This is a genomic window from Bacillus sp. FAU18 (assembly GCF_056033885.1).
Genome location: NZ_JBVYHZ010000004.1, coordinates 1 through 24,704, shown reverse-complemented (window position 1 = coordinate 24,704; position 24,704 = coordinate 1). Strand labels below are relative to the sequence as shown.

Annotated in this window: 16 protein-coding genes, 3 tRNA genes, 3 rRNA genes and 1 other annotated feature; of the genes, 4 read left to right on the top strand and 18 right to left on the bottom strand. The window is 44.4% G+C overall.

All coding sequences use genetic code 11. The annotated features are described in order from the left end of the window. Positions 1-25: 25 nt before the first annotated feature. The 3 genes from AC0OMU_RS11110 (at position 26) to dck (ending at position 2,681) form a co-directional block, all read left to right on the top strand. Positions 26-1,309: a glycoside hydrolase family 18 protein gene (locus AC0OMU_RS11110; RefSeq protein ID WP_327830977.1), complete on the top strand. Its 1,284-nt coding sequence runs from the start codon at positions 26-28 to the stop codon at positions 1,307-1,309. Positions 1,310-1,407: 98 nt separating this feature from the next. Continuing rightward, on the top strand, positions 1,408-2,031 hold the full coding sequence (gene dgk, locus AC0OMU_RS11105; protein ID WP_003226790.1) for a deoxyguanosine kinase: 624 nt from the start codon (positions 1,408-1,410) through the stop codon (positions 2,029-2,031). Next, positions 2,028-2,681, top strand: coding sequence for a deoxyadenosine/deoxycytidine kinase (gene dck, locus AC0OMU_RS11100; RefSeq protein ID WP_327830976.1), 654 nt, complete (start codon positions 2,028-2,030; stop codon positions 2,679-2,681). Before dgk ends, dck begins: the two co-directional genes overlap by 4 nt. Before the next feature lie 111 nt (positions 2,682-2,792). On the opposite strand, the gene AC0OMU_RS11095 is transcribed toward dck, so the two are convergent. The 6 genes from AC0OMU_RS11095 to guaB form a co-directional block, all read right to left on the bottom strand. Beyond that, positions 2,793-2,885, bottom strand: a tRNA-Ser gene (locus AC0OMU_RS11095). A 134-nt stretch (positions 2,886-3,019) separates the two neighbouring features. Then, positions 3,020-4,297 carry a serine--tRNA ligase gene (gene serS, locus AC0OMU_RS11090; protein WP_003247131.1) on the bottom strand — a complete coding sequence of 426 codons (1,278 nt, stop codon included), beginning with the start codon at positions 4,295-4,297 and terminating at the stop codon, positions 3,020-3,022. A 56-nt stretch (positions 4,298-4,353) separates the two neighbouring features. Further along, positions 4,354-4,566: a binding site (T-box leader), on the bottom strand. A gap of 52 nt (positions 4,567-4,618) precedes the next feature. After that, complete coding sequence (gene pdxT / locus AC0OMU_RS11085) at positions 4,619-5,209, bottom strand: pyridoxal 5'-phosphate synthase glutaminase subunit PdxT (protein WP_003226797.1); 591 nt, start codon at positions 5,207-5,209, stop codon at positions 4,619-4,621. A 21-nt stretch (positions 5,210-5,230) separates the two neighbouring features. Beyond that, entirely contained in the window at positions 5,231-6,115 is an 885-nt protein-coding gene (gene pdxS, locus AC0OMU_RS11080) for a pyridoxal 5'-phosphate synthase lyase subunit PdxS (protein ID WP_003247145.1), read from the bottom strand. Positions 6,116-6,311: 196 nt separating this feature from the next. Continuing rightward, entirely contained in the window at positions 6,312-7,643 is a 1,332-nt protein-coding gene (gene dacA, locus AC0OMU_RS11075; protein WP_015482683.1) for a D-alanyl-D-alanine carboxypeptidase, read from the bottom strand. 152 nt (positions 7,644-7,795) lie between these two features. Continuing rightward, the gene (gene guaB, locus AC0OMU_RS11070; RefSeq protein ID WP_003226803.1) at positions 7,796-9,262 is read right to left on the bottom strand and encodes an IMP dehydrogenase; all 1,467 of its coding nucleotides are present in this window, start codon (positions 9,260-9,262) and stop codon (positions 7,796-7,798) included. 120 nt (positions 9,263-9,382) lie between these two features. Here guaB and AC0OMU_RS11065 point away from each other — a divergent pair, with 120 nt between their 5' ends. Continuing rightward, entirely contained in the window at positions 9,383-10,330 is a 948-nt protein-coding gene (locus AC0OMU_RS11065) for a YaaC family protein (RefSeq protein WP_015382542.1), read from the top strand. Between the two features lie 39 nt (positions 10,331-10,369). Here AC0OMU_RS11065 and rrf read toward each other — a convergent pair. The 12 genes from rrf to dnaA form a co-directional block, all read right to left on the bottom strand. Then, positions 10,370-10,485: ribosomal RNA gene (gene rrf / locus AC0OMU_RS11060) — 5S ribosomal RNA — on the bottom strand. A 54-nt stretch (positions 10,486-10,539) separates the two neighbouring features. Next, positions 10,540-13,467: ribosomal RNA gene (locus tag AC0OMU_RS11055) — 23S ribosomal RNA — on the bottom strand. Between the two features lie 81 nt (positions 13,468-13,548). Then, positions 13,549-13,624, bottom strand: a tRNA-Ala gene (locus AC0OMU_RS11050). Between the two features lie 11 nt (positions 13,625-13,635). Next, positions 13,636-13,712, bottom strand: a tRNA-Ile gene (locus tag AC0OMU_RS11045). Positions 13,713-13,814: 102 nt separating this feature from the next. Beyond that, positions 13,815-15,364 (bottom strand): 16S ribosomal RNA (locus AC0OMU_RS11040). Together the 16S, 23S and 5S rRNA genes with 2 tRNA genes alongside form the textbook arrangement of a ribosomal RNA operon. 289 nt (positions 15,365-15,653) lie before the next feature. Further along, the gene (gene gyrA, locus AC0OMU_RS11035; RefSeq protein ID WP_003244540.1) at positions 15,654-18,119 is read right to left on the bottom strand and encodes a DNA topoisomerase (ATP-hydrolyzing) subunit A; all 2,466 of its coding nucleotides are present in this window, start codon (positions 18,117-18,119) and stop codon (positions 15,654-15,656) included. A 210-nt stretch (positions 18,120-18,329) separates the two neighbouring features. Next, the gene (gene gyrB, locus AC0OMU_RS11030; RefSeq protein ID WP_003226808.1) at positions 18,330-20,246 is read right to left on the bottom strand and encodes a DNA topoisomerase (ATP-hydrolyzing) subunit B; all 1,917 of its coding nucleotides are present in this window, start codon (positions 20,244-20,246) and stop codon (positions 18,330-18,332) included. Between the two features lie 54 nt (positions 20,247-20,300). After that, positions 20,301-20,546 carry an extracellular matrix regulator RemB gene (remB, locus tag AC0OMU_RS11025; RefSeq protein WP_003219266.1) on the bottom strand — a complete coding sequence of 82 codons (246 nt, stop codon included), beginning with the start codon at positions 20,544-20,546 and terminating at the stop codon, positions 20,301-20,303. 17 nt (positions 20,547-20,563) lie between these two features. Beyond that, entirely contained in the window at positions 20,564-21,676 is a 1,113-nt protein-coding gene (gene recF, locus AC0OMU_RS11020) for a DNA replication/repair protein RecF (RefSeq protein ID WP_015382541.1), read from the bottom strand. 15 nt (positions 21,677-21,691) lie between these two features. Next, positions 21,692-21,907, bottom strand: coding sequence for a ribosome maturation protein RlbA (gene rlbA, locus AC0OMU_RS11015; RefSeq protein ID WP_003226810.1), 216 nt, complete (start codon positions 21,905-21,907; stop codon positions 21,692-21,694). 130 nt (positions 21,908-22,037) lie between these two features. Further along, entirely contained in the window at positions 22,038-23,174 is a 1,137-nt protein-coding gene (dnaN, locus tag AC0OMU_RS11010; protein ID WP_003226811.1) for a DNA polymerase III subunit beta, read from the bottom strand. A 189-nt stretch (positions 23,175-23,363) separates the two neighbouring features. Then, positions 23,364-24,704, bottom strand: coding sequence for a chromosomal replication initiator protein DnaA (gene dnaA, locus AC0OMU_RS11005; RefSeq protein WP_003242674.1), 1,341 nt, complete (start codon positions 24,702-24,704; stop codon positions 23,364-23,366).

The following is a 24,704-nucleotide window of genomic DNA, read 5'->3' as shown; positions in this document are numbered from 1 at the left end:
GGAGGCGTTTTTCATTCAAATTTATGTGGTAAAACAAGGCGACACTCTTTCTGCTATCGCTTCACAATACAGAACAACCGCAAATGAGATCACTGAAACGAATGAAATACCGAATCCCGACAGCCTTGTTGTCGGACAAACCATTGTCATTCCAATAGCTGGCCAGTTCTATGGTGTGAAGCGAGGTGATACCCTGACATCCATCGCCCGGCAGTTCAATACAACAGCAGCCGAGCTCGCAAGGGTTAACCGCATCCAGTTAAATACCGTGCTTCAGATTGGTTTCCGTTTATACATCCCACCAGCTCCTAAACGAGACATCGAATCAAATGCTTATTTGGAGCCCCGAGGAAATCAAGTCAGCGAAAATCTCCAGCAGGCGGCCAGAGAAGCGTCACCCTACTTAACGTACCTTGGCGCATTCAGCTTCCAGGCACAGCGTAACGGAACCTTAGTCGCACCGCCTTTAACGAATTTAAGGAGCATTACAGAGAATCAAAACACGGCATTGATGATGATTATAACGAACCTAGAAAACCAGGCATTCAGCGATGAACTCGGCCGGATCCTTTTGAACGACGATACTGTAAAAAGAAGACTTTTAAATGAAATAGTCGAGAATGCAAAAAGATATGGTTTCTATGATATTCATTTTGACTTTGAATATTTGCGGCCTGAGGATAGAGAAGCCTATAACCAATTTCTCCGCGAAGCAAGGGATCTTTTCCATCGAGAAGGCTTAGAAATTTCTACGGCGCTTGCCCCAAAAACAAGCGCAACACAGCAGGGCAGATGGTACGAAGCCCATGATTACAGAGCCCATGGCCAAATCGTCGACTTTGTTGTTCTCATGACATATGAATGGGGCTATAGCGGCGGGCCGGCTCAAGCTGTTTCTCCAATCGGGCCTGTTCGGGATGTCATAGAATATGCTTTGACTGAAATGCCTGCGAATAAAATTGTCATGGGCCAGAATTTATATGGGTATGACTGGACACTGCCATACACAGCTGGCGGAACTCCGGCAAGAGCAATAAGCCCTCAACAAGCCATTGTCATTGCCGATCAAAACAATGCAGAAATTCAGTATGACCAAACCGCTCAGGCCCCTTTCTTCCGCTATACTGATGCAGAAAACAGAAGACACGAGGTATGGTTCGAGGATGCCCGCTCGATTCAAGCAAAATTCAATCTGATTAAAGAGCTGAATTTAAGAGGCATCAGCTATTGGAAGCTGGGTCTTTCCTTTCCGCAAAACTGGCTGCTGCTGTCTGATCAATTTAATGTTGTCAAAAAGACGTTTCGATAATTTGGAAACGTCTTTTTTTCATGGGGGCACCCAAGGGTTGTGATACAATATGAAGGTCGGTAACTGACGCACGTTTTTCAGATATAAGGAGGATTCCGATGAATACAGCCCCTTTTATTGCAATAGAAGGTCCTATCGGGGCAGGAAAAACAACTCTCGCAACGATGCTCTCACAAGAATTCGGATTCCCTATGATCAATGAGATTGTAGAGGATAACCCGTACCTTGATAAGTTTTATGACAATATAGAGGAATGGAGCTTCCAGCTCGAGATGTTTTTTCTTTGTCACAGATACAAACAGCTTGAAGACACCAGTGATCACTTTTTAAAAAAGGGACAGCCTGTAATAGCTGATTATCATATTTATAAAAATGTGATTTTTGCGGAACGCACCTTGTCTCCACATCAGCTGGAAAAATACAAAAAGATATATCACCTGCTAACGGATGATCTGCCAAAGCCGAATTTCATCATTTACATAAAGGCCAGTCTGCCTACATTGCTACACCGCATTGAAAAACGCGGGCGCCCCTTTGAGAAAAAAATTGAAACTAGCTATTTGGAGCAGCTGATTTCAGATTATGAAGTCGCCATCAAGCAGCTGCAGGAAGCAGACCCTGAACTTACAGTGTTAACCGTAGATGGTGATTCAAAGGATTTCGTTTTGAATAAGAGCGACTTTGAACGCATTGCCGCCCATGTAAAGGAGCTTATCGTATGAAGGAATATCATATCCCTAAGAATTCAATTATTACAGTAGCAGGAACAGTAGGTGTCGGAAAATCGACTTTAACAAAAACTTTAGCTAAACGGCTTGGATTTAAAACATCTTTGGAGGAAGTCGATCATAATCCATACTTGGAAAAGTTCTATCATGATTTTGAACGTTGGAGCTTTCACCTTCAAATTTATTTCTTAGCTGAACGCTTCAAAGAACAGAAAACAATTTTTGAAGCCGGCGGAGGTTTTGTACAGGATCGTTCGATTTATGAAGATACAGGAATTTTCGCAAAAATGCATGCTGACAAAGGGACAATGTCAAAGGTTGATTATAAGACTTACACAAGCCTTTTCGAAGCAATGGTAATGACACCGTATTTCCCACACCCAGATGTGTTGATCTATTTAGAAGGAGATCTGGAGAACATTTTAAACCGGATTGAACAACGCGGCCGTGAGATGGAGCTTCAGACAAGCAGGTCTTATTGGGAAGAAATGCATACACGCTACGAGAACTGGATAAGCGGTTTTAATGCCTGCCCTGTTTTAAAACTTCGCATTGAAGATTATGATCTGCTGAACGATGAAAACTCGATTGAAAATATTGTAGATCAAATTGCTTCAGTTATTCATGATAATCAAAAAAAGTGAATCTCAGTCGAGATTCACTTTTTCTTTAAAATAAAAAATCCGCCGCACCGAATGCAACGGACAAAACAATCTCCAATATATGCTTGTGTTTCATTAGAATTAAAATCAATATGGCGGAGGAAGAGGGATTCGAACCCCCGCGGGCTTTGACACCCCTGTCGGTTTTCAAGACCGATCCCTTCAGCCGGACTTGGGTATTCCTCCGTATCGACAAGACTTACTATATCACGTATGTTCTCGTGTGGTCAAGCATTTTTAAAAACTTTTTTTGTTTTTATGAAAATGCCGTGTTTACATAAGCAAAAAGGCGCACCTTGTCAGGCACGCCTTTCCATAATTTACGGTTTCATTACTTCTCTATTCCCCATATAAGGACGAAGCACTTTCGGAATCACAACGCTTCCGTCTTCCTGCTGATAATTTTCTAATATAGCGGCAACTGTTCTTCCAACCGCCAGTCCTGAACCGTTCAGTGTGTGTACGTGCTCAGGCTTGCCTTTCGCTTCACGTCTGAAACGAATATTCGCACGTCTCGCCTGGAACGCTTCGAAGTTGCTGCAAGAAGAAATTTCTCGATATGTGTCTTGGCTTGGAATCCAAACTTCGATATCGTATTTTTTCGCAGCCGTAAAGCCTAAGTCACCCGTACACATGCTCATGACACGGTATGGAAGCTCAAGCAGCTGAAGAACCCGTTCTGCTTGGTTTGTAAGCTTCTCTAATTCTTCATAAGAATCTTCAGGCTTCACAAACTTTACAAGCTCAACTTTATTAAATTGGTGCTGACGAATTAATCCGCGTGTGTCACGTCCTGCTGAACCAGCTTCAGAACGGAAGCAAGCACTGAATGCCGCATAGTTGATCGGCAGGCTGTCACCTGAAAGGATTTCATCGCGATGCATGTTTGTAATCGGCACTTCCGCCGTTGGAATTAAGAAATAATCTTCTTCTCTGATTTTAAATGCATCCTCTTCAAATTTAGGAAGCTGCCCCGTTCCCGTCATGCTTGCGCGGTTTACCATATATGGCGGGATCACTTCAGTGTAGTTATACTCATCCACATGCAGATCAAGCATAAAGTTATAAAGCGCACGCTCCAGACGAGCACCTAAGCCTTTATAGAACACAAAACGGCTTCCTGTTACTTTGGCGGCACGTTCAAAATCCAGAATACCCAGCTCATCCGCAATATCCCAGTGCGGCTTCGGCTCATAAGCAAATGAAGGCTTTTCACCCCATTTACGCACTTCTACGTTGTCGTCTTCTGTTTCACCGACAGGTACAGACTCATGCGGAATATTTGGGATTGAGAGAAGGATTGTATCAAGCTCAGCTTCCACTGTCCGTAATTCTTCATCAAGCTTTTTAATTTCCTCGCCGACTTCACGCATTTCTTTAATAATGTGATCCGCGTCTTTTTTCTCACGCTTCAGCACAGCAACCTGCTGAGAAACTTCATTTCGTTTTCCTTTTAACTCTTCAACCTTGCCGATAAGCTCTCTTCGTCTATCATCCAGCGCCTCAAACTTATCAAAATCAGTTAAGTCTTCGCCTTTGTGTACAAGCTTTGCTTTAATTTCTTGAAAATTTGCTCTCAGCATTTTCGTATCAAGCATGCGAAACACTCCTTTTTTTATTGATTTGTCGAAAATAAAAAGAGCCCTCATCCCCATAAAGGGACGAGAGCTCTCGCGTTGCCACCCTGATTGAAAACAAATCAAAGACTCGTTTTCCACTTTCAAACATAACGGTTATCCCGTAAATGCCTACTTGTTTCAGCATTTCGCTCAAGGATGGATTCAGACAGCATCTTTCACCGATTCGCACCAACCATCGGCTCTCTTAGAAAGAGAGGCTCCCTACTAGTTCCTATCAACGCTTTTCGATCTTTATTTGTGCTTATAATGTACTATAAGTTTCCACAGCTTTCAACTGTTTTATACAAGTGCCTTCTGCTTATATTCCTCAACCATTTCAACAAACAGCTGTGTCACTCGGTGATCTTCTGTCAGCTCCGGATGGAATGAGCAGCCAAGGAATTGCCCCTGTTTCGCGGCTACAATACGACCATTATGCTCCGATAAAACTTCAACATTTTCACCAGCTTCTAAAATATGCGGCGCACGGATGAATACCCCTGTAAAAGGCTCGTCCAAGCCTTTAATTGTTAAATCAGCTTCAAAGCTGTCAACCTGCCGGCCAAATGAATTACGTTCTACAACCACATTCAAAAGACCTAAATGAGGATTATCTGAACCGGCAATTTCTTTTGCTAATATAATTAATCCGGCACATGTTCCAAACATCGGTTTGCCCTGAGCAGCGAATTCACGAAGCGGCTCCATGAATTGATACGTATCGATCAAACGGCGCATCGTCGTGCTCTCACCGCCCGGCAAAATCAACCCGTCAACTTCGTTCAGCTGCTCCGGACGTTTTACGACAAGACCAGCCGCGCCGCATGCTTCAATCGCATGGATGTGCTCTCTAACTGCTCCTTGAAGTCCTAGTACACCTATTGTTAACATGTCAGCAGCGCTCCTATGTTCTTACCAGCCGCGTTCTTGCATACGCTGTTCTGGAAGTAAGTTTGAGATTTCAATCCCTTTCATTGCAGTACCAAGCTCTTTTGACAGCTCAGCGATCAATTTGTAATCAGTAAAGTGAGTTGTTGCTTCCACAATTGCTTTCGCAAATTTAGCAGGGTTGTCTGATTTGAAAATACCAGAACCAACAAATACTCCGTCAGCACCGAGCTGCATCATGAGAGCAGCATCAGCTGGAGTTGCTACGCCGCCAGCGGCAAAGTTAACGACAGGAAGCTTGCCGTCTTTTTTAATTTGAAGAAGAAGCTCGTAAGGAGCACCTAGATTTTTCGCTTCTGTCATTAGTTCATCCTCACTCATCGCAACTACTTTGCGCACTTGAGCGTTAACTTTGCGCATATGGCGAACAGCCTCAACAATATTACCTGTTCCAGGCTCACCTTTTGTGCGAAGCATAGAAGCACCTTCCGCAATACGGCGTGTTGCTTCACCAAGATCACGGCAGCCACAGACAAAAGGAACTGTGTATTCATTTTTATTTAAATGAAATTCTTCGTCAGCCGGCGTCAGAACTTCACTTTCATCAATATAGTCAACACCCATAGCTTCAAGCACACGCGCTTCAACAATATGTCCGATACGCGCTTTTGCCATTACCGGGATAGATACTGCATTCATTACTTCTTCCACGATTGTAGGGTCAGCCATACGGGCAACTCCTCCAGCCGCGCGAATATCTGCTGGCACACGTTCTAGCGCCATTACAGCGACAGCTCCAGCTTCTTCAGCGATTTTCGCTTGTTCCGCATTGATGACGTCCATGATGACGCCGCCTTTTTGCATTTCTGCCATTCCGCGTTTTACACGTTCAGTACCTGTTTGAGCCATTTCTTGGTCCCCCTAATCAAGGTATAGTTATATGATTTCTAATCCTTATTGTATCCTAGAAATCCAATAATTCATATGGATATATACTATTTTATTCGGTTTTTAGCGCTTTGAAAATCATTTTTTATTAAAAATTGAGTTTTTTCAGTATATTACGCGAAAGAGCCCTAACATCCATCAGAGCTCTTTCAATTGATTAAAACCAGCCGGTTACCGTATCAACAATGCTTCCCCAAATTCCGGCAAAAAATCCGCCGATACTGCGCATTGTCAAAACAAACCAGTTTGCTTTTTCTACATTTTCTTTTGTAACAAGGTCTACGCCAGCCAGATCGCTGTTAAGGAATCCGTAATCCTTTTCATCACCTGTGTATTCCGCAGTCAGCTTCCCAACCTTGGTTCCTTTTTTCACAGGAGCAGTTAAGTTGTCTTTATTCAGTGTGACCTTCGCTTTGTAATTCTTTTCTTCACCATTTTTGACAGGAAGAGAGAACGCCTTGTTTGTCACAATGCCTACTTCTTTCTCTTTACCCTTATCAACTGAAATTGTTTTATGGCCTTTTACTTGATCGCCTTCAGCATAAATTTCTTTCATGGAGAAATTGTCGAAAGCATAATCAAACATTTTTTTCGTTTCATCGAAACGGCCTGTATGAAGGTTGCCCTTTGCGTTTAAAACAACAGTGATGACACGCATACCGTTGCGTTCAGCTGTTCCTGTAAAGCATGAACCCGCAGAGTCAGTAGAACCTGTTTTCAGTCCGTCTACAGTCGCTTTTTTATACTCGCTGACAAGCCCCTTCAGCATAAAATTCCAGTTCGGCATGTCCATTTCATCATCGGTACCTTCTCGGAATTTCGTTTTGGCGATACTGGAAGTCTCCAGTATCTCAGGGTAGTCAGTAATCAAGTGATCCGCAAGAATTGCCATATCCTTTGCAGAAACTTCACTTTCTTCATTTACGCTTGTCCCCTCAGGCTGATGGCCGTGAAGATCTTTGTTTTCAAGACCTGTTGCGTTAACAAATTTGTAATCTGTTAAGCCTAGTTCTTTTGCTTTTGCATTCATTTTTTCAACAAACTTAGTTTCAGAACCGGCAACGATTTCTGCAATCGCAATAGCAGCAGCATTTGCAGAATAAATTGCTGTAGCTTGATATAATTCTTTTACTGTGTATTTCCCGTCTTTCCGAAGAGGAACGTTTGATAAGCTGTTATCTTGGGAAATTTCATACACATAGTCATCAGGCGTATAGGTTTGGTCCCATTTCACTTTACCTTGATCAATTGCTTCCAATAACAGATACTCTGTCATCATTTTTGTCATACTCGCAATTGGCAGTCTCTTATCTGCATTTTTACTGTAAAGAATTTTACCTGAAGAAGCTTCGATCATAATAGCAGCAGATGCATTGATATCAATTGGATCGCTGGCTGCTTTTGCTTTTGACATTGGAGCCAGACACGTGACAGCTAGAGTTAACACAACCAATGACATCAGTAGCTGTTTACATTTCTTGATGTTCAATCGTACGACCTCCGTATTTCATTTTCTTCATCTATAATTAAGCCGTTAAGGACATTTTCAATGCACAACAGTATAAATTTTATCATAATCAGTATAAAAAAAATAGACAGAGTCAGAGACCCTGTCAAATGTTTTTAATTTGTAACAATTTATTATGAAATTGTATAGTTAGGTGATTCTTTTGTAATCTGTACGTCATGCGGATGGCTTTCGCGAAGTCCTGCGCCAGTCATGCGAATGAACTGAGCTTCTTCTCTTAGCGCACGCAGATCTTTGGACCCGCAATACCCCATACCAGAACGAAGGCCTCCGACTAGCTGATAAACGGTTTCTTCAACTGGTCCTTTGTAAGGTGTGCGTCCTTCAATTCCTTCTGGAACAAATTTTTTGTTTTCTTCTTGGAAGTAACGGTCTTTACTTCCTTTTTCCATTGCAGCAACTGATCCCATGCCGCGGTATACCTTAAATCTTCTGCCTTGGTAGATTTCAGTTTCACCAGGGCTTTCTGAGGTGCCTGCAAGCAAGCTTCCGAGCATAACAGCATGTCCGCCGGCTGCCAATGCTTTAGTGATATCGCCAGAGAATTTAATCCCACCGTCGGCTATGATTGTTTTGCCGTGTTTTCTTGCTTCAGTCGCACAATCATAAATTGCTGTAATTTGTGGAACACCGACGCCGGCTACAACACGTGTAGTACAAATTGAACCAGGCCCTATTCCAACTTTGACAACGTCTGCTCCAGCTTCGATAAGCGCTCTTGTCGCTTCAGCTGTTGCTACGTTCCCAGCAATAATGTTTAATTCTGGATACGTTTCACGGATTTTTGTGACTGTGTTTAAAACGCCTTGAGAGTGTCCGTGAGCTGTATCGATAACAATCACATCAACGTTGGCTTCAACAAGCTTTTTGACGCGAGTCATTGTATCGCCAGTTACACCAACTGCCGCGCCAACGATCAGGCGGCCGTGAATGTCTTTAGATGAGTTCGGAAACTCAATGACTTTTTCAATGTCTTTAATTGTGATAAGACCTTTTAATTTATTCTGGTCATCTACGAGAGGAAGCTTTTCAATTTTATGTTTCTGCAAAATCTTTTCAGCTTCATCCAGAGTAGTTCCTACAGATGCAGTAACTAGCTCTTCTTTCGTCATGACATCGCTGATTTTCATTGAGTAGTCAGAAATAAAACGAAGGTCACGGTTTGTAATAATTCCAACAAGCTTCTGGTCTTCTTCGTTATTTACAATCGGAACACCGGAAATTCTGTATTTCCCCATCAAATGCTCCGCATCAAATACTTGGTGATCAGGAGTTAAAAAGAAGGGATTTGTGATAACGCCGCGCTCAGAACGCTTTACTTTATCAACTTGTTCAGCCTGCTGTTCAATGGACATATTTTTGTGAATGATGCCCAAGCCGCCCTGTCTTGCCATTGCAATTGCCATTGCTGATTCTGTTACTGTGTCCATACCTGCGCTGATGACAGGAATATTTAGCTTTAACGTTTTTGTAAGTTCTACAGATAAATCCACATCACGCGGAAGTACCTCAGACTTTGCTGGCACAAGCAGCACATCGTCGAACGTTAAGCCTTCTTTTGAAAATTTACTTTCCCACATTAGTAAATCCCCCTCTTTTCGGCAAAATATTATATGTAGATTATCAACTAGCCAAGAGCATGTCAAGGAAGCGGGAAAGAGTTGAAATATTTAGATAACGGAAAGGATTAAGAAATATACATGGCATATCATGAGTGGAAAGACTTAGCGCTATTTTACTCCGTCGAATCAACCCAGAAATTTCTAGAAAAGGTTTATACCTTAAACGGTATTGACGATGCGAAAAAAAACTCTTTTAAAAACAGTGAACGGTTTATTTATTTCTTAAAGCATGCCGAATCGTTTTATAAACAAGCCGCATATTCTCCCTTAGAAATCAAACCGATTCTTTTATTTTATGGAATGGCACAGCTTATCAAAGCATGCTTAATTACACGTGATCCTCATTATCCAAGCCATACATCAGTACTGGCACATGGTGTAACAACAAGAAAACGAAAGAAACAAAACTATTGTTTTAGCGATGATGAAGTGAAAATACAACGGAATGGCCTATGCGTACATTTTATGAAACATTTATTCGGACAATCGGATATAGTAGATGAACGGTATACCATGAAAAAATTATTAATGGCCATTCCAGAACTTAGCGATATTTTCTACTTTCAGCAGAAAGAACGATTTATGACAATAGTTGAGAAGGATAAGAACGAAATTTTTGTACCGGAGGAAGTAGTAATCAATTACAAAATGTCTGATTCAAGGTTTGCTGAATACATGTCCCATCATTATCAATGGTCTTTTACAAAAAAAAATGAACACGGGCTGCTGTTCGAAGTTTCGCCACAAGACAAGGAGCCATGGACATCGACCAGCTTATTGTTTGACATGGAAAAGAACCAATATTATATCCCTTCTCAAAGGGAGCAATTTCTTCGGCTTCCCGAAATGACAATTCATTATTTGATTTTGTACAACGTTGGGATGATTGCAAGGTATGAAACAGAATGGTGGTATGAGTTATTAACACAGCATATAAGTGATGACTACGTGTTAATTCAGCAGTTTTTATTAGTAACAGAAAAGAAATTCCCTAAATACGCTTCACAGTTTCTTCTTCATTTTTAACAAACAAAAAACCCAGCTCAATGAGCTGGGTTTAAGCTTGCTTGGCGGCGTCCTACTCTCACAGGGGGAAACCCCCGACTACCATCGGCGCTGAAGAGCTTAACTTCCGTGTTCGGTATGGGAACGGGTGTGACCTCTTCGCTATCGCCACCAAACAAATTGAGAGTGTTCTCTCAAAACTAGATAACAGGTGTGACATCATTCAAAATGTGGTTAAGTCCTCGATCGATTAGTATCTGTCAGCTCCATGTGTCGCCACACTTCCACCTCAGACCTATCAACCTGATCATCTTTCAGGGATCTTACTTCCTTGCGGAATGGGAAATCTCATCTTGAGGGGGGCTTCATGCTTAGATGCTTTCAGCACTTATCCCGTCCGCACATAGCTACCCAGCGATGCCCTTGGCAGAACAACTGGTACACCAGCGGTGCGTCCATCCCGGTCCTCTCGTACTAAGGACAGCTCCTCTCAAATTTCCTGCGCCCGCGACGGATAGGGACCGAACTGTCTCACGACGTTCTGAACCCAGCTCGCGTACCGCTTTAATGGGCGAACAGCCCAACCCTTGGGACCGACTACAGCCCCAGGATGCGATGAGCCGACATCGAGGTGCCAAACCTCCCCGTCGATGTGGACTCTTGGGGGAGATAAGCCTGTTATCCCCGGGGTAGCTTTTATCCGTTGAGCGATGGCCCTTCCATGCGGAACCACCGGATCACTAAGCCCGACTTTCGTCCCTGCTCGACTTGTAGGTCTCGCAGTCAAGCTCCCTTGTGCCTTTACACTCTGCGAATGATTTCCAACCATTCTGAGGGAACCTTTGGGCGCCTCCGTTACCTTTTAGGAGGCGACCGCCCCAGTCAAACTGCCCACCTGACACTGTCTCCCCGCCCGATAAGGGCGGCGGGTTAGAAGGTCAATACAGCCAGGGTAGTATCCCACCGATGCCTCCACCGAAGCTGGCGCTCCGGTTTCCAAGGCTCCTACCTATCCTGTACAAGCTGTACCAACATTCAATATCAGGCTGCAGTAAAGCTCCACGGGGTCTTTCCGTCCTGTCGCGGGTAACCTGCATCTTCACAGGTACTATAATTTCACCGAGTCTCTCGTTGAGACAGTGCCCAGATCGTTGCGCCTTTCGTGCGGGTCGGAACTTACCCGACAAGGAATTTCGCTACCTTAGGACCGTTATAGTTACGGCCGCCGTTTACTGGGGCTTCAATTCGCACCTTCGCTTACGCTAAGCGCTCCTCTTAACCTTCCAGCACCGGGCAGGCGTCAGCCCCTATACTTCGCCTTACGGCTTCGCAGAGACCTGTGTTTTTGCTAAACAGTCGCCTGGGCCTATTCACTGCGGCTCTCTCGGGCTTGCACCCTAACAGAGCACCCCTTCTCCCGAAGTTACGGGGTCATTTTGCCGAGTTCCTTAACGAGAGTTCTCTCGATCACCTTAGGATTCTCTCCTCGCCTACCTGTGTCGGTTTGCGGTACGGGCACCTCTCACCTCGCTAGAGGCTTTTCTTGGCAGTGTGGAATCAGGAACTTCGCTACTATATTTCGCTCGCCATCACAGCTCAGCCTTATGGGAAACGGATTTGCCTATTTCCCAGCCTAACTGCTTGGACGCGGATATCCAATACCGCGCTTACCCTATCCTCCTGCGTCCCCCCATTGCTCAAATGGTGAGGAGGTGGTACAGGAATATCAACCTGTTGTCCATCGCCTACGCCTTTCGGCCTCGGCTTAGGTCCCGACTAACCCTGAGCGGACGAGCCTTCCTCAGGAAACCTTAGGCATTCGGTGGAGGGGATTCTCACCCCTCTTTCGCTACTCATACCGGCATTCTCACTTCTAAGCGCTCCACCAGTCCTTCCGGTCTGGCTTCACAGCCCTTAGAACGCTCTCCTACCACTGTTCGAAGAACAGTCCGCAGCTTCGGTGATACGTTTAGCCCCGGTACATTTTCGGCGCAGAGTCACTCGACCAGTGAGCTATTACGCACTCTTTAAATGGTGGCTGCTTCTAAGCCAACATCCTGGTTGTCTAAGCAACTCCACATCCTTTTCCACTTAACGTATACTTTGGGACCTTAGCTGGCGGTCTGGGCTGTTTCCCTTTCGACTACGGATCTTATCACTCGCAGTCTGACTCCCAAGGATAAGTCATTGGCATTCGGAGTTTGACTGAATTCGGTAACCCGGTAGGGGCCCCTAGTCCAATCAGTGCTCTACCTCCAAGACTCTTACCTTGAGGCTAGCCCTAAAGCTATTTCGGAGAGAACCAGCTATCTCCAGGTTCGATTGGCATTTCACCCCTACCCACACCTCATCCCCGCACTTTTCAACGTGCGTGGGTTCGGGCCTCCATTCAGTGTTACCTGAACTTCACCCTGGACATGGGTAGATCACCTGGTTTCGGGTCTACGACCACGTACTCATGCGCCCTATTCAGACTCGCTTTCGCTGCGGCTCCGCATCTTCTGCTTAACCTTGCACGGGATCGTAACTCGCCGGTTCATTCTACAAAAGGCACGCCATCACCCGTTAACGGGCTCTGACTACTTGTAGGCACACGGTTTCAGGATCTCTTTCACTCCCCTTCCGGGGTGCTTTTCACCTTTCCCTCACGGTACTGGTTCACTATCGGTCACTAGGGAGTATTTAGCCTTGGGAGATGGTCCTCCCGGATTCCGACGGAATTTCACGTGTTCCGCCGTACTCAGGATCCACTCAGGAGAGAACGAAGTTTTGACTACAGGGCTGTTACCTCCTATGGCGGGCCTTTCCAGACCTCTTCATCTACCTCGTTCCTTTGTAACTCCGTACAGAGTGTCCTACAACCCCAAGAGGCAAGCCTCTTGGTTTGGGCTAATCCCGTTTCGCTCGCCGCTACTCAGGGAATCGCATTTGCTTTCTCTTCCTCCGGGTACTTAGATGTTTCAGTTCCCCGGGTCTGCCTTCTCATATCCTATGAATTCAGATATGGATACCACTCCATTACGAGTGGTGGGTTTCCCCATTCGGAAATCTCCGGATCAAAGCTTGCTTACAGCTCCCCGAAGCATATCGGTGTTCGTCCCGTCCTTCATCGGCTCCTAGTGCCAAGGCATCCACCGTGCGCCCTTTCTAACTTAACCGTTAAAAAGAATCACTATGTGATATCTTGTATTACTAATTGAATGTGATGTCTACTGTTATCTAGTTTTCAAAGAACACGTTGGTGGAGCCTAGCGGGATCGAACCGCTGACCTCCTGCGTGCAAAGCAGGCGCTCTCCCAGCTGAGCTAAGGCCCCGTTATATAAGATGGTGGGCCTGAGTGGACTCGAACCACCGACCTCACGCTTATCAGGCGTGCGCTCTAACCAGCTGAGCTACAGGCCCATCTTAACTTATTCAAGGAACAAAGTTCCTTCAAAACTAAACAAGACAGGGAACGTTCTGTTTATAAGACCCAAGGTCTTATATTCCGTATAATATCCTTAGAAAGGAGGTGATCCAGCCGCACCTTCCGATACGGCTACCTTGTTACGACTTCACCCCAATCATCTGTCCCACCTTCGGCGGCTGGCTCCTAAAAGGTTACCTCACCGACTTCGGGTGTTACAAACTCTCGTGGTGTGACGGGCGGTGTGTACAAGGCCCGGGAACGTATTCACCGCGGCATGCTGATCCGCGATTACTAGCGATTCCAGCTTCACGCAGTCGAGTTGCAGACTGCGATCCGAACTGAGAACAGATTTGTGGGATTGGCTTAACCTCGCGGTTTCGCTGCCCTTTGTTCTGTCCATTGTAGCACGTGTGTAGCCCAGGTCATAAGGGGCATGATGATTTGACGTCATCCCCACCTTCCTCCGGTTTGTCACCGGCAGTCACCTTAGAGTGCCCAACTGAATGCTGGCAACTAAGATCAAGGGTTGCGCTCGTTGCGGGACTTAACCCAACATCTCACGACACGAGCTGACGACAACCATGCACCACCTGTCACTCTGCCCCCGAAGGGGACGTCCTATCTCTAGGATTGTCAGAGGATGTCAAGACCTGGTAAGGTTCTTCGCGTTGCTTCGAATTAAACCACATGCTCCACCGCTTGTGCGGGCCCCCGTCAATTCCTTTGAGTTTCAGTCTTGCGACCGTACTCCCCAGGCGGAGTGCTTAATGCGTTAGCTGCAGCACTAAGGGGCGGAAACCCCCTAACACTTAGCACTCATCGTTTACGGCGTGGACTACCAGGGTATCTAATCCTGTTCGCTCCCCACGCTTTCGCTCCTCAGCGTCAGTTACAGACCAGAGAGTCGCCTTCGCCACTGGTGTTCCTCCACATCTCTACGCATTTCACCGCTACACGTGGAATTCCACTCTCCTCTTCTGCACTCAAGTTCCCCAGTTTCCAATGACCCTCCCCGGTTGAGCCGGGGGCTTTCACATCAGACTTAAGAAACCGCCTGCGAGCCCTTTACGCCCAATAATTCCGGACAACGCTTGCCACCTACGTATTACCGCGGCTGCTGGCACGTAGTTAGCCGTGGCTTTCTGGTTAGGTACCGTCAAGGTACCGCCCTATTCGAACGGTACTTGTTCTTCCCTAACAACAGAGCTTTACGATCCGAAAACCTTCATCACTCACGCGGCGTTGCTCCGTCAGACTTTCGTCCATTGCGGAAGATTCCCTACTGCTGCCTCCCGTAGGAGTCTGGGCCGTGTCTCAGTCCCAGTGTGGCCGATCACCCTCTCAGGTCGGCTACGCATCGTCGCCTTGGTGAGCCGTTACCTCACCAACTAGCTAATGCGCCGCGGGTCCATCTGTAAGTGGTAGCCGAAGCCACCTTTTATGTTTGAACCATGCGGTTCAAACAACCATCCGGTATTAGCCCCGGTTTCCCGGAGTTATCCCAGTCTTACAGGCAGGTTACCCACGTGTTACTCACCCGTCCGCCGCTAACATCAGGGAGCAAGCTCCCATCTGTCCGCTCGACTTGCATGTATTAGGCACGCCGCCAGCGTTCGTCCTGAGCCAGGATCAAACTCTCCGATAAAGTAGTTTGACTGACTACGCACATCGCTGTGCGATTTATAAAAAATGAATTAACAGGTACGTTTTGTCTTGTTTAGTTTTCAAAGAACTTTGTGTGCTTCTCTCGAAGCGACTACTTAATAGTAACATTTTTAGTTAACTAGGTCAATACTTTTTTAAAAAAGTTTTTACTAGTCATAATGGTCATGCTTGTGTCTTTAAAAAGACAACAGAAATGATTATACCATAATTTTTATGACTGTAAAGGGTTATGACACAAAAAAGCGCAGCTATTTCAGCTGCGCTTTTTCTCACACTTCTTCTTGTTCTTCTTCATTCTCATCTTCTTCGTTTTTCTCTACTAAAGCTACTGTAGCAACATGCTCTTCTTCTGCCATTCTAATGAGACGCACACCTTGAGTGACACGTCCGGTGATGGAGATATCATTGATGTCCATTCTGATGAGTACGCCGCTAGCTGTAATAATCATTAGATCCTCTTCACCTTTAGTAGCTTTCACTGCTACTAGTTGGCCGTTGTTCTCGGTGATTTTTGCTGTTTTGAGTCCTTTTCCGCCCCGGCTTTGGGTTCTGTACTCTTCAGCCGGAGTTCGTTTTCCGTACCCTTTTTCAGTTACGATAAGGACGTGTGATTCTTCCTCTAAGATCTCCATGCCGACAACAACGTCGTCATCCGTCAGGGTGATGCCTTTTACGCCCGCCGCAGTTCTTCCCATCTCCCGGACATCTGTTTCAGGGAAACGGATCAGTAAACCGTTTTTCGTTCCAATGATGATTTGTTTTGTGCCGTCAGTCAGACGTACACCCATCAGTTCATCATCTTCACGAAGACTCAGAGCAATTAGACCATTGTTTCGGATATTAGCGAATTGAGATAGCGATGTTCGTTTTGAAACCCCATGCTTTGTAGTGAAGAAAAGGTAAAGCTCCGCATTGAATTCCGTGACTGGAATAATCGCGTTGATCCACTCACCCTTTTCTACCTCCAGCAGGTTAATAATCGGGATTCCTTTTGCCGTTCTGCCGTATTCAGGGATTTCATACCCTTTTGCACGATACACTTTCCCCTTGTTCGAGAAGAAGAGAATCGTGTCATGAGTTGACGTAGAGATCAAATGCTCAACGAAATCATCTTCGTTTGTTCCCATACCTTGTACACCTTTACCGCCTCGTTTTTGACTGCGGTAAGTTGATGCAGGAAGACGTTTGACGTATCCGTTGTGCGTCAGAGTGACTACGATATTTTCTCTCTCGATGAGATCTTCATCTTCAATTGTCTCCAGTCCAGAAGTGACGATCTCAGTACGTCTTTCATCGTTAAAACGCTCTTTGATTTCCGTGAGTTCTTCACGAATGATCTCAAGCACTTTATATTCATTTGCCAAGATGTCTTTTAGCTCTGCAATTAATTTAACAAGAGATTGGTATTCTTCTTCGATCTTTTCACGTTCCAGTCCCGTTAAACGCTGGAGCCTCATGTCAAGGATCGCTTGTGCTTGCTTCTCTGTCAGTGAGAATTGTTCAATTAAACCTGTTCTCGCAATTTCAGCCGTTTGAGAATTACGGATAAGGGAGATAACTGCATCGAGATGATCCAGTGCAACTCTCAATCCTTCCAAGATATGAGCTCTCGCTTCTGCTTTACGCAATTCATAAGCAGTACGGCGTCTAATGACAACTTTTTGATGGTCAAGGTAATGCTCCAGGCATTGCTTAAGAGTTAAAACTTTCGGCTGTCCATCAACAAGTGCAAGCAGGTTGATGCCAAAAGATGTTTGTAGAGCAGTTTGTTTGTACAGATTGTTTAAGATGACATTCGCATTGGCATCGCGTCTGATTTCAATGACAATTCTCATACCTGTACGATCTGACTCATCACGCAGATCTGTGATACCCTCTATCTTTTTGTCCCTTACGAGATCAGCAATTTTCTCAATTAATTTCGCCTTATTTACTTGGTAAGGTAACTCTGTAACGATAATTCTTTCTTTACCCGAAGATGTTTGTTCGATCTCAGCTTTTGCCCGGATCGTGATAGAGCCTCGGCCTGATTCGTATGCTTTCCGGATACCGCTGCGTCCCAAGATTTGACCCGCAGTCGGGAAATCAGGCCCTGGAATGACTTCCATAAGCTCTGGAATTGTAATGTCCGGATTCTCACTGACAGCAAGTACACCGTCAATGATTTCTCCCAGCTGGTGCGGAGGAATGTTTGTTGCCATACCTACCGCAATGCCGGCAGCACCGTTCACGAGCAGATTCGGGAACCTTGAAGGCATAACGACAGGTTCTCTTTCTGACCCGTCATAGTTATCCTGGTAATCGATTGTGTCTTTTGTGATGTCGCGAAGAATCTCCATTGAGATTTTAGACATTCTTGCTTCTGTATAACGCATGGCCGCCGCTGAGTCTCCGTCAACAGAACCGAAGTTTCCGTGACCGTCAACGAGCATATAACGGTAGTTGAAATCCTGAGCCATTCTGACCATGGATTCATATACCGCTGAATCACCGTGCGGGTGGTATTTCCCGATAACTTCTCCAACGATACGCGCGGATTTTTTATAAGGCTTGTCACTTGTCATGCCTAAATCATTCATTGCATACAAAATCCGTCTATGAACCGGTTTTAAACCGTCTCGAACATCCGGAAGAGCACGGGACACGATAACGCTCATTGCATAATCCAAGAAGGACGTACGCATTTCCTGACTGATATTTATTTCACGAACTTGTGGTGTGTTTTGTTCACTCATTAAAAAACCTCCCTGAAGTATCACATGAAATATGTGGGAGTAGATTGTCCATTATGACCTTCAATACGATTTCACTATTCTCCATTATATCAATAAACTTGTGATTATACACATTAAATTGCTAGAATATAAAGGTATTGCAAGCATTGCTGCATCTGATCTTGTTTAGAAAAAAGCCTTATTTCTTATTGGAAATAAGGCTTTTTATGATTAGATGTCAAGATTTTTAACGTATCTCGCATTCGCTTCTATGAAGTTTCGGCGCGGTTCTACCTTGTCGCCCATAAGCATTTCAAAAGTCTCGTCCGCATCCATTGCATCTTCAAGAGTTACCTGAAGAAGTGTTCTGGAGCTAGGATCCATGGTTGTCTCCCATAGCTGGGTGGCATTCATTTCACCAAGACCTTTGTAACGCTGCAGTCCAGGCTTAGGCGTTTGAGGAAGAGTTTTTAACAGCTCTTCAAGCTCCTTGTCATTGTACGCATATTCAACGCGTTTCCCTTGTTGAACCTTGTAGAGCGGCGGCTGTGCAATGTACACGTAGCCATTTTCGATAATTTGGCGCATATATCTGTAAAAGAACGTTAACAGCAGTGTTCTGATGTGCGCGCCGTCAACATCGGCATCTGTCATAATGACAACTTTGTGGTAACGGGCTTTCTCAAGGTTGAAGTCTTCCCCGATACCTGTGCCGAGCGCTGTGATCATAGAGCGAACTTCGTTGTTAGAAAGGATTTTATCCAGTCGGGCCTTTTCAACGTTTAGGATTTTACCTCTAAGCGGCAAAATGGCTTGGAAATGTCTGTCGCGTCCTTGTTTAGCAGATCCTCCGGCAGAGTCACCCTCTACGATATATAACTCGGAAATGCTCGGATCTTTTGAAGAGCAGTCCGCTAACTTACCGGGCAAGTTTGAAATTTCCAAAGCACTCTTACGGCGTGTTAGTTCACGCGCTTTTTTCGCAGCCATTCTTGCTCTTGCCGCCATTAAGCCTTTATCGACGATTTTTTTGGCCGCATCTGGATTTTCCAGCATAAATGTTTCCATCGCCGTAGAAAATAACGTATCAGTGATTGTCCGTGCTTCTGAGTTGCCCAGCTTTGTTTTCGTTTGGCCCTCAAACTGCGGATCAGGGTGTTTGATTGAAATAATCGCTGTCAGCCCTTCCCTTACGTCATCTCCGCTTAGGTTTGGATCATTTTCTTTAATAAGCCCTTTTTTTCTGGCGTAATCGTTGATAACACGAGTCAGGCCCGTTTTGAAGCCAGCTTCATGGGTACCGCCTTCGTACGTGTTAATGTTGTTTGTAAACGAGTAAATGTTGCTTGTGTAGCTGTCATTGTATTGCAAAGCCACTTCAACCGTAATGCCGTCCTTTTCGCCTTCAATGTAAATCGGCTCTTCATGGACAACCTCTTTAGAGCGGTTTAAATACTCTACATAACTTTTAATTCCGCCTTCGTAATGGTATTCATTTTTGCGCTCTTGTCCTTCACGTTTATCTTCAATCGTGATGTTTACGCCCTTTGTTAAAAAGGCCAATTCACGCACGCGGTTGGCAAGCAGATCGTAATCATACTCGGTTGTTTCTGAGAAAATTTCAGGGTCCGGGACAAAATGTGTCGTCGTTCCTGTATGATCCGTTTCGCCAATGATTTCAAGGTCTGTAACCGGAACTCCGCGTTTATAGGTTTGGCGGTGAATTTTACCGTCACGGTGAACCGTCACATCAAGCTCTGTTGATAGTGCGTTTACGACCGACGCACCTACACCGTGTAATCCTCCGGATACTTTATAGCCGCTTCCGTCAAATTTTCCTCCGGCATGAAGCACCGTCATAATGACTTCTACCGCAGGACGGCCCATTTTTTCATGAATACCGACTGGAATACCGCGGCCATTATCTACAACCGTGATACTGTTGTCTTTTTCGATTTGGATATTGATATCCGTACAATAACCGGCGAGGGCTTCGTCAATACTATTGTCGACAATTTCCCATACCAGGTGGTGAAGGCCTTTGCTGTTTGTCGAACCGATATACATCCCCGGTCTTTTACGAACAGCTTCCAATCCTTCTAGTACCTGTATCTGATTTTCATCATAACTGTTTTGCTGCTGTTCCATAGCCACGTCATTCACCTACACTTTTCTAAACGATATATTCGTGATAAAAAATTTCTAAGAATCTATTTCAAACATAAATTGCGCACGTTTTTTTAATGTGCTGGAAGATAAGGGAGAGTAATATATATTCTGAACCGTGACTACGATAGATTTGGGCGTGCCGTTTACGGAAGGCACCACCTTGTGTTTCTGTTTTTTCAGAAATTCTTCAACAATAGGCGACATGTTGGCTTTAAAGTCAAAAATGCCGACAATATCTCGTGTTGAAACCACAAAGTCATCACCTAAATGAATATACAATTGCTCACCTCATTTCTTCACTTCACTAACGCACCATTTTGCACACGGAACATTCCTGCTTGACGTAAGGTTTCGTGATCAATGCCATCAACGCTTGTCGTTGTGACAAACGTTTGTACACGGCCTTGGATCGTATGAAGCAAGTGTGACTGGCGATAATCATCCAGTTCACTCAGTACATCATCCAATAGTAAAATGGGATATTCTCCGATTTCTTCATGGATCAGGTCAATCTCCGCCAGCTTAAGGGACAACGCCGTCGTTCGCTGCTGTCCTTGAGAACCATACGTCTGCACATCGCGTCCGTTCACATAAAAAAGAACATCATCGCGATGAGGCCCTGACAGCGTCACACCACGCTCAATTTCTTTTTCTCTTAATTTAGAAAACGCTTCTTGATAGCTATCTCCTATTTTCGACAAATCTAGGGGATCTGATACATCAAGAGCTGTATGGTATTTCAGGGTCAGTTCTTCAAGCCCTCTTGAGATGCCTGCATGGATGGGCTGCGCCCATTTCTCGAGCTGTGCTGTAAACTGCAGGCGTTTTACGACGACTTTTGCTGCAACTTCTACAAGCTGATCGGTCAGAACATCGAGCATCGTCCGGTCAGTTTGTTTTCTTGTTTGCAGCTGTTTCAAAAAATGATTCCGCTGGGAAAGGATTTTCTGGTAAAGAGAAAGATCATGAAGGTAGACGGGAGAAACCTGTCCGATTTCCATGTCAAGAAACCGCCTTCTCACTTGAGGGCTTCCCTTTACAAGATTTAAATCTTCCGGCGCGAACATAATGGTGTTGAGGGCCCCGACATACTGGCTGAGCTTTTGCTGTTCAATATGATTGACCTTGCCCTTTTTACCCTTTTTGGAGATGACGAGCTGCATCGGGATCGACCCGTTTTGCTTCATCACTCTTCCCTCTATTTTAGCATAGTCTTTGTCCCACCGTATAAGTTCTTTGTCATTTGATGTCCGGTGCGATTTCGCCATGGACAAGACATAGATCGCCTCCATGAGGTTTGTCTTCCCCTGAGCGTTTTCTCCGATGATCACATTTACTTTATTTTCAAATTGAAGTTCAGCATGGTCGTAGTTGCGGTAAGATGTCAGTTCTAAGTTCTGGATATACAATCAGTGTCACCCGCTTTAATTGACGACTTGAAATGAACCAAATCCTTCAATCTCTACCACATCTCCAACATACAGCTTTCTGCCCCGGCGGTTGTCCGGCTCATCGTTCACAAGCACTTCATGCTCGCTTAAAAACCACTTCGCCATACCGCCAGACTGAATCACATCGGCTAATTTTAAGAATTGTCCGAGTGTAATCATCTCTGTATCAATTGAAATCGGATTTGCCATTATATCGACCTCTTTCAAATATCACTAATATCTAATTGTACTAAAAAAAAACGAATTAGGGAAAGGGAAAACTTGTCGGAGCAGATACCGAATAGAAAAGCTGCCGACGAGTCGGCAGCAGTGTATCGGATTAATAGGTTCTGACAGGGAGGATAAGCTGTACAATCGTTTCATCATTCGGCGTGCGAATTAAGAAAGGTCTCATTGCACCTGTAAAGCTTACGCGTATTTCTGCTCCTTCAAGCACCTTTAGTGCATCCAGCATATATTTTGGACTAAAAGAGATATTTAATTCCTCACCTTCAATTTGATCCGCAGCAATTGCTTCCACAACTTTACCGATTTCCGGCGAGTTGGAAGAAATTTCAATGGATTCAGCCGGTTTTGCAGACAGTTTTACAACGTTGTTGCGTCCCTCTCTGGCTAAAAGAGATGCACGATCAATGGCCTGAAGGAATTCTTTTGTGTTCACAATGATTTCTGTTTTGCTGTCTTGCGGAATCAGGCTGGTTGTGTCTGGATAATTCCCGTCCAGAAGCCGTGAGAAGAATAAGACGTTTTTCGCTTTAAACAGAACTTGGGTTTCTGTGATGACGATATCTACAAGTTCCTGGTTGTCATCTAAAATCTTGCTGAGTTCAGTTAAACTTTTTCCCGGAATCACGACGTTATAAGATCTGTCTTCTGGAATATCAAGTTTCGCTTTTCTTAATGCAAGACGGTGACTATCCGTCGCAGTGCATAATAATTCACTTTGCTCCACTTTCCAGTTTACACCTGTCAAGATAGGGCGTGTTTCTGAGGTGGACACTGCAAATACTGTTTGTCTGATTAGATTTTTTAACAAATCAGTTGGGATCTGAATCGCATGATGCTCTTCAATCTGCGGCAAGTGCGGATACTCATCAGCATCCAGTCCGTTTAGATTAAATTCAGCTTTACCAGAACGGATAATCGTCAAATACTGATTTTGGACTTCGATTTCTACAGTTGCCATCGGCAATTTTTTTACAATTTCACTAAAAAAGCGAGCCTGTAAAACGATGCTTCCGGGCTGTTCAATAGTGACGATTTCTTTATCTCCTTCTTCTTTTGGAATGAAGGATTCAATAGAAATATCTGAGTCACTCCCTGTAAAGGATACTCCATCATCTGATGCAACAATTTTAATACCAGTCAGAATGGGAATCGTGGTTCTGGATGAAACTGCTTTTAATACATCTTGGACACTTTCAACAAGACGATCTTTTTGAATCGTGAATTTCATTTTTATCCTCCTAACGGATAATGTATTAATATATATATTTATAAAAAAATAGTAGAAGTAATAGTAGGGCCTGTGGATTTGTGGATAAGTTGTGAAAAAGACAGGAAACACAGCCTATCCACATGTGGACAGACTGTGTATGACTTCCGAAAAGTTATTCACACTTTCCCCGATTGATCCCCGGTCCTGCTATTTAAGCTGTTCTTTAATTTCTTTTACATGCTGCTGAAGCTGTTCATCATCTGCCAGCAGTTTTGAAATTTTTTCATGCGCATGAATAACGGTCGTATGATCACGTCCTCCAAACTCTTCACCGATTTTAGGAAGAGAGGAATCAGTCATTTCCCTTGATAAGTACATGGCGATTTGACGCGGAAAAGCTACTGACTTTGTCCGTTTTTTTGCTTTGAAATCCTCGAGTTTAATATTAAATTGCTGGCCTACTACCCTCTGAATTTCTTTTATCGTAATGACTTTCGGTTTTGAGGAAGGAATAATATCTTTCAACGCCTCAGCGGCCAGATCAGCATTAATATCTTTATTAATTAAAGATGAATAAGCGACAACTCTGATTAATGCTCCTTCGAGTTCCCGAATATTGCTGTCGATTTGATTCGCGATGTAAAGCATAACCTCGTTCGGAATATCGAGGCCTTCTGCTTTGGCTTTTTTTCTTAAAATTGCAATTCTCGTTTCTAGATCAGGCGGTGTGATATCTGTAATAAGGCCCCATTCAAAACGTGAGCGCAATCTGTCCTCAAGTGTCGGAATTTCCTTTGGCGGTCGGTCACTTGAAATGACGATTTGTTTGCTTTCTTCGTGCAATGTGTTAAATGTATGGAAAAATTCTTCCTGGGTTTGTTCTTTCCCCGCTAAAAATTGAATATCATCTATCAAAAGCACATCAACATTTCGATAGCGATTGCGGAAGTCGACGGCTTTATTATCTCGGATAGAGTTGATGAATTCGTTTGTAAATTTCTCAGAAGACAGATAAACCACTTTGGCAGAAGGATTATGATCTATTACATAATGGCCGATCGCATGCATTAAGTGCGTTTTCCCTAAGCCGACGCCCCCATAGATAAATAAAGGGTTGTAAGCTTTCGCGGGTGCTTCCGCTACTGCGAGGGAAGCTGCGTGTGCAAATCGGTTTCCAGATCCGATGACAAAAGTATCAAAAGTATATTTTGGATTGAGCATATTTTGAGGAAAATCAGATGTATCTTCTTTGACCGCTTTTTTGACTTGCGGTTTCGGCATAAAGTCCTCAACGTCTTGATTTTGAGGAATGACAAACTTAATGCTCAATTCTTCCCCGGTTAATTCATATATAGTATCTGCAATCAGATGCAAGTATCTGGACTCCAGCCAGTCTCTGGCAAATTCATTGGGAGCCGTGATCGTTAATGTATCGCCTTGCAGTGAGTGGGCTTTGGTTGACTTCATCCAAGTCTCAAAACTCGGTTTGCTCAACTTTTTTTCGATTTGAGCAAGGGCTTGGTTCCACAGGTCTAATATATTTTCCAT

Bases quoted from the DNA above. Each gene is read 5' to 3' on its own strand.
- dnaA (WP_003242674.1), bottom strand. From the start codon at position 24,704: ATGGAAAATATATTAGACCTGTGGAACCAAGCCCTTGCTCAAATCGAA.
- rlbA (WP_003226810.1), bottom strand. From the start codon at position 21,907: ATGGCAAATCCGATTTCAATTGATACAGAGATGATTACACTCGGACAA.
- dck (WP_327830976.1), top strand. From the start codon at position 2,028: ATGAAGGAATATCATATCCCTAAGAATTCAATTATTACAGTAGCAGGA.
- pdxT (WP_003226797.1), bottom strand. From the start codon at position 5,209: ATGTTAACAATAGGTGTACTAGGACTTCAAGGAGCAGTTAGAGAGCAC.
- AC0OMU_RS11065 (WP_015382542.1), top strand. From the start codon at position 9,383: ATGGCATATCATGAGTGGAAAGACTTAGCGCTATTTTACTCCGTCGAA.
- serS (WP_003247131.1), bottom strand. From the start codon at position 4,297: ATGCTTGATACGAAAATGCTGAGAGCAAATTTTCAAGAAATTAAAGCA.
- guaB (WP_003226803.1), bottom strand. From the start codon at position 9,262: ATGTGGGAAAGTAAATTTTCAAAAGAAGGCTTAACGTTCGACGATGTG.
- pdxS (WP_003247145.1), bottom strand. From the start codon at position 6,115: ATGGCTCAAACAGGTACTGAACGTGTAAAACGCGGAATGGCAGAAATG.
- dnaN (WP_003226811.1), bottom strand. From the start codon at position 23,174: ATGAAATTCACGATTCAAAAAGATCGTCTTGTTGAAAGTGTCCAAGAT.
- dgk (WP_003226790.1), top strand. From the start codon at position 1,408: ATGAATACAGCCCCTTTTATTGCAATAGAAGGTCCTATCGGGGCAGGA.
- gyrA (WP_003244540.1), bottom strand. From the start codon at position 18,119: ATGAGTGAACAAAACACACCACAAGTTCGTGAAATAAATATCAGTCAG.
- gyrB (WP_003226808.1), bottom strand. From the start codon at position 20,246: ATGGAACAGCAGCAAAACAGTTATGATGAAAATCAGATACAGGTACTA.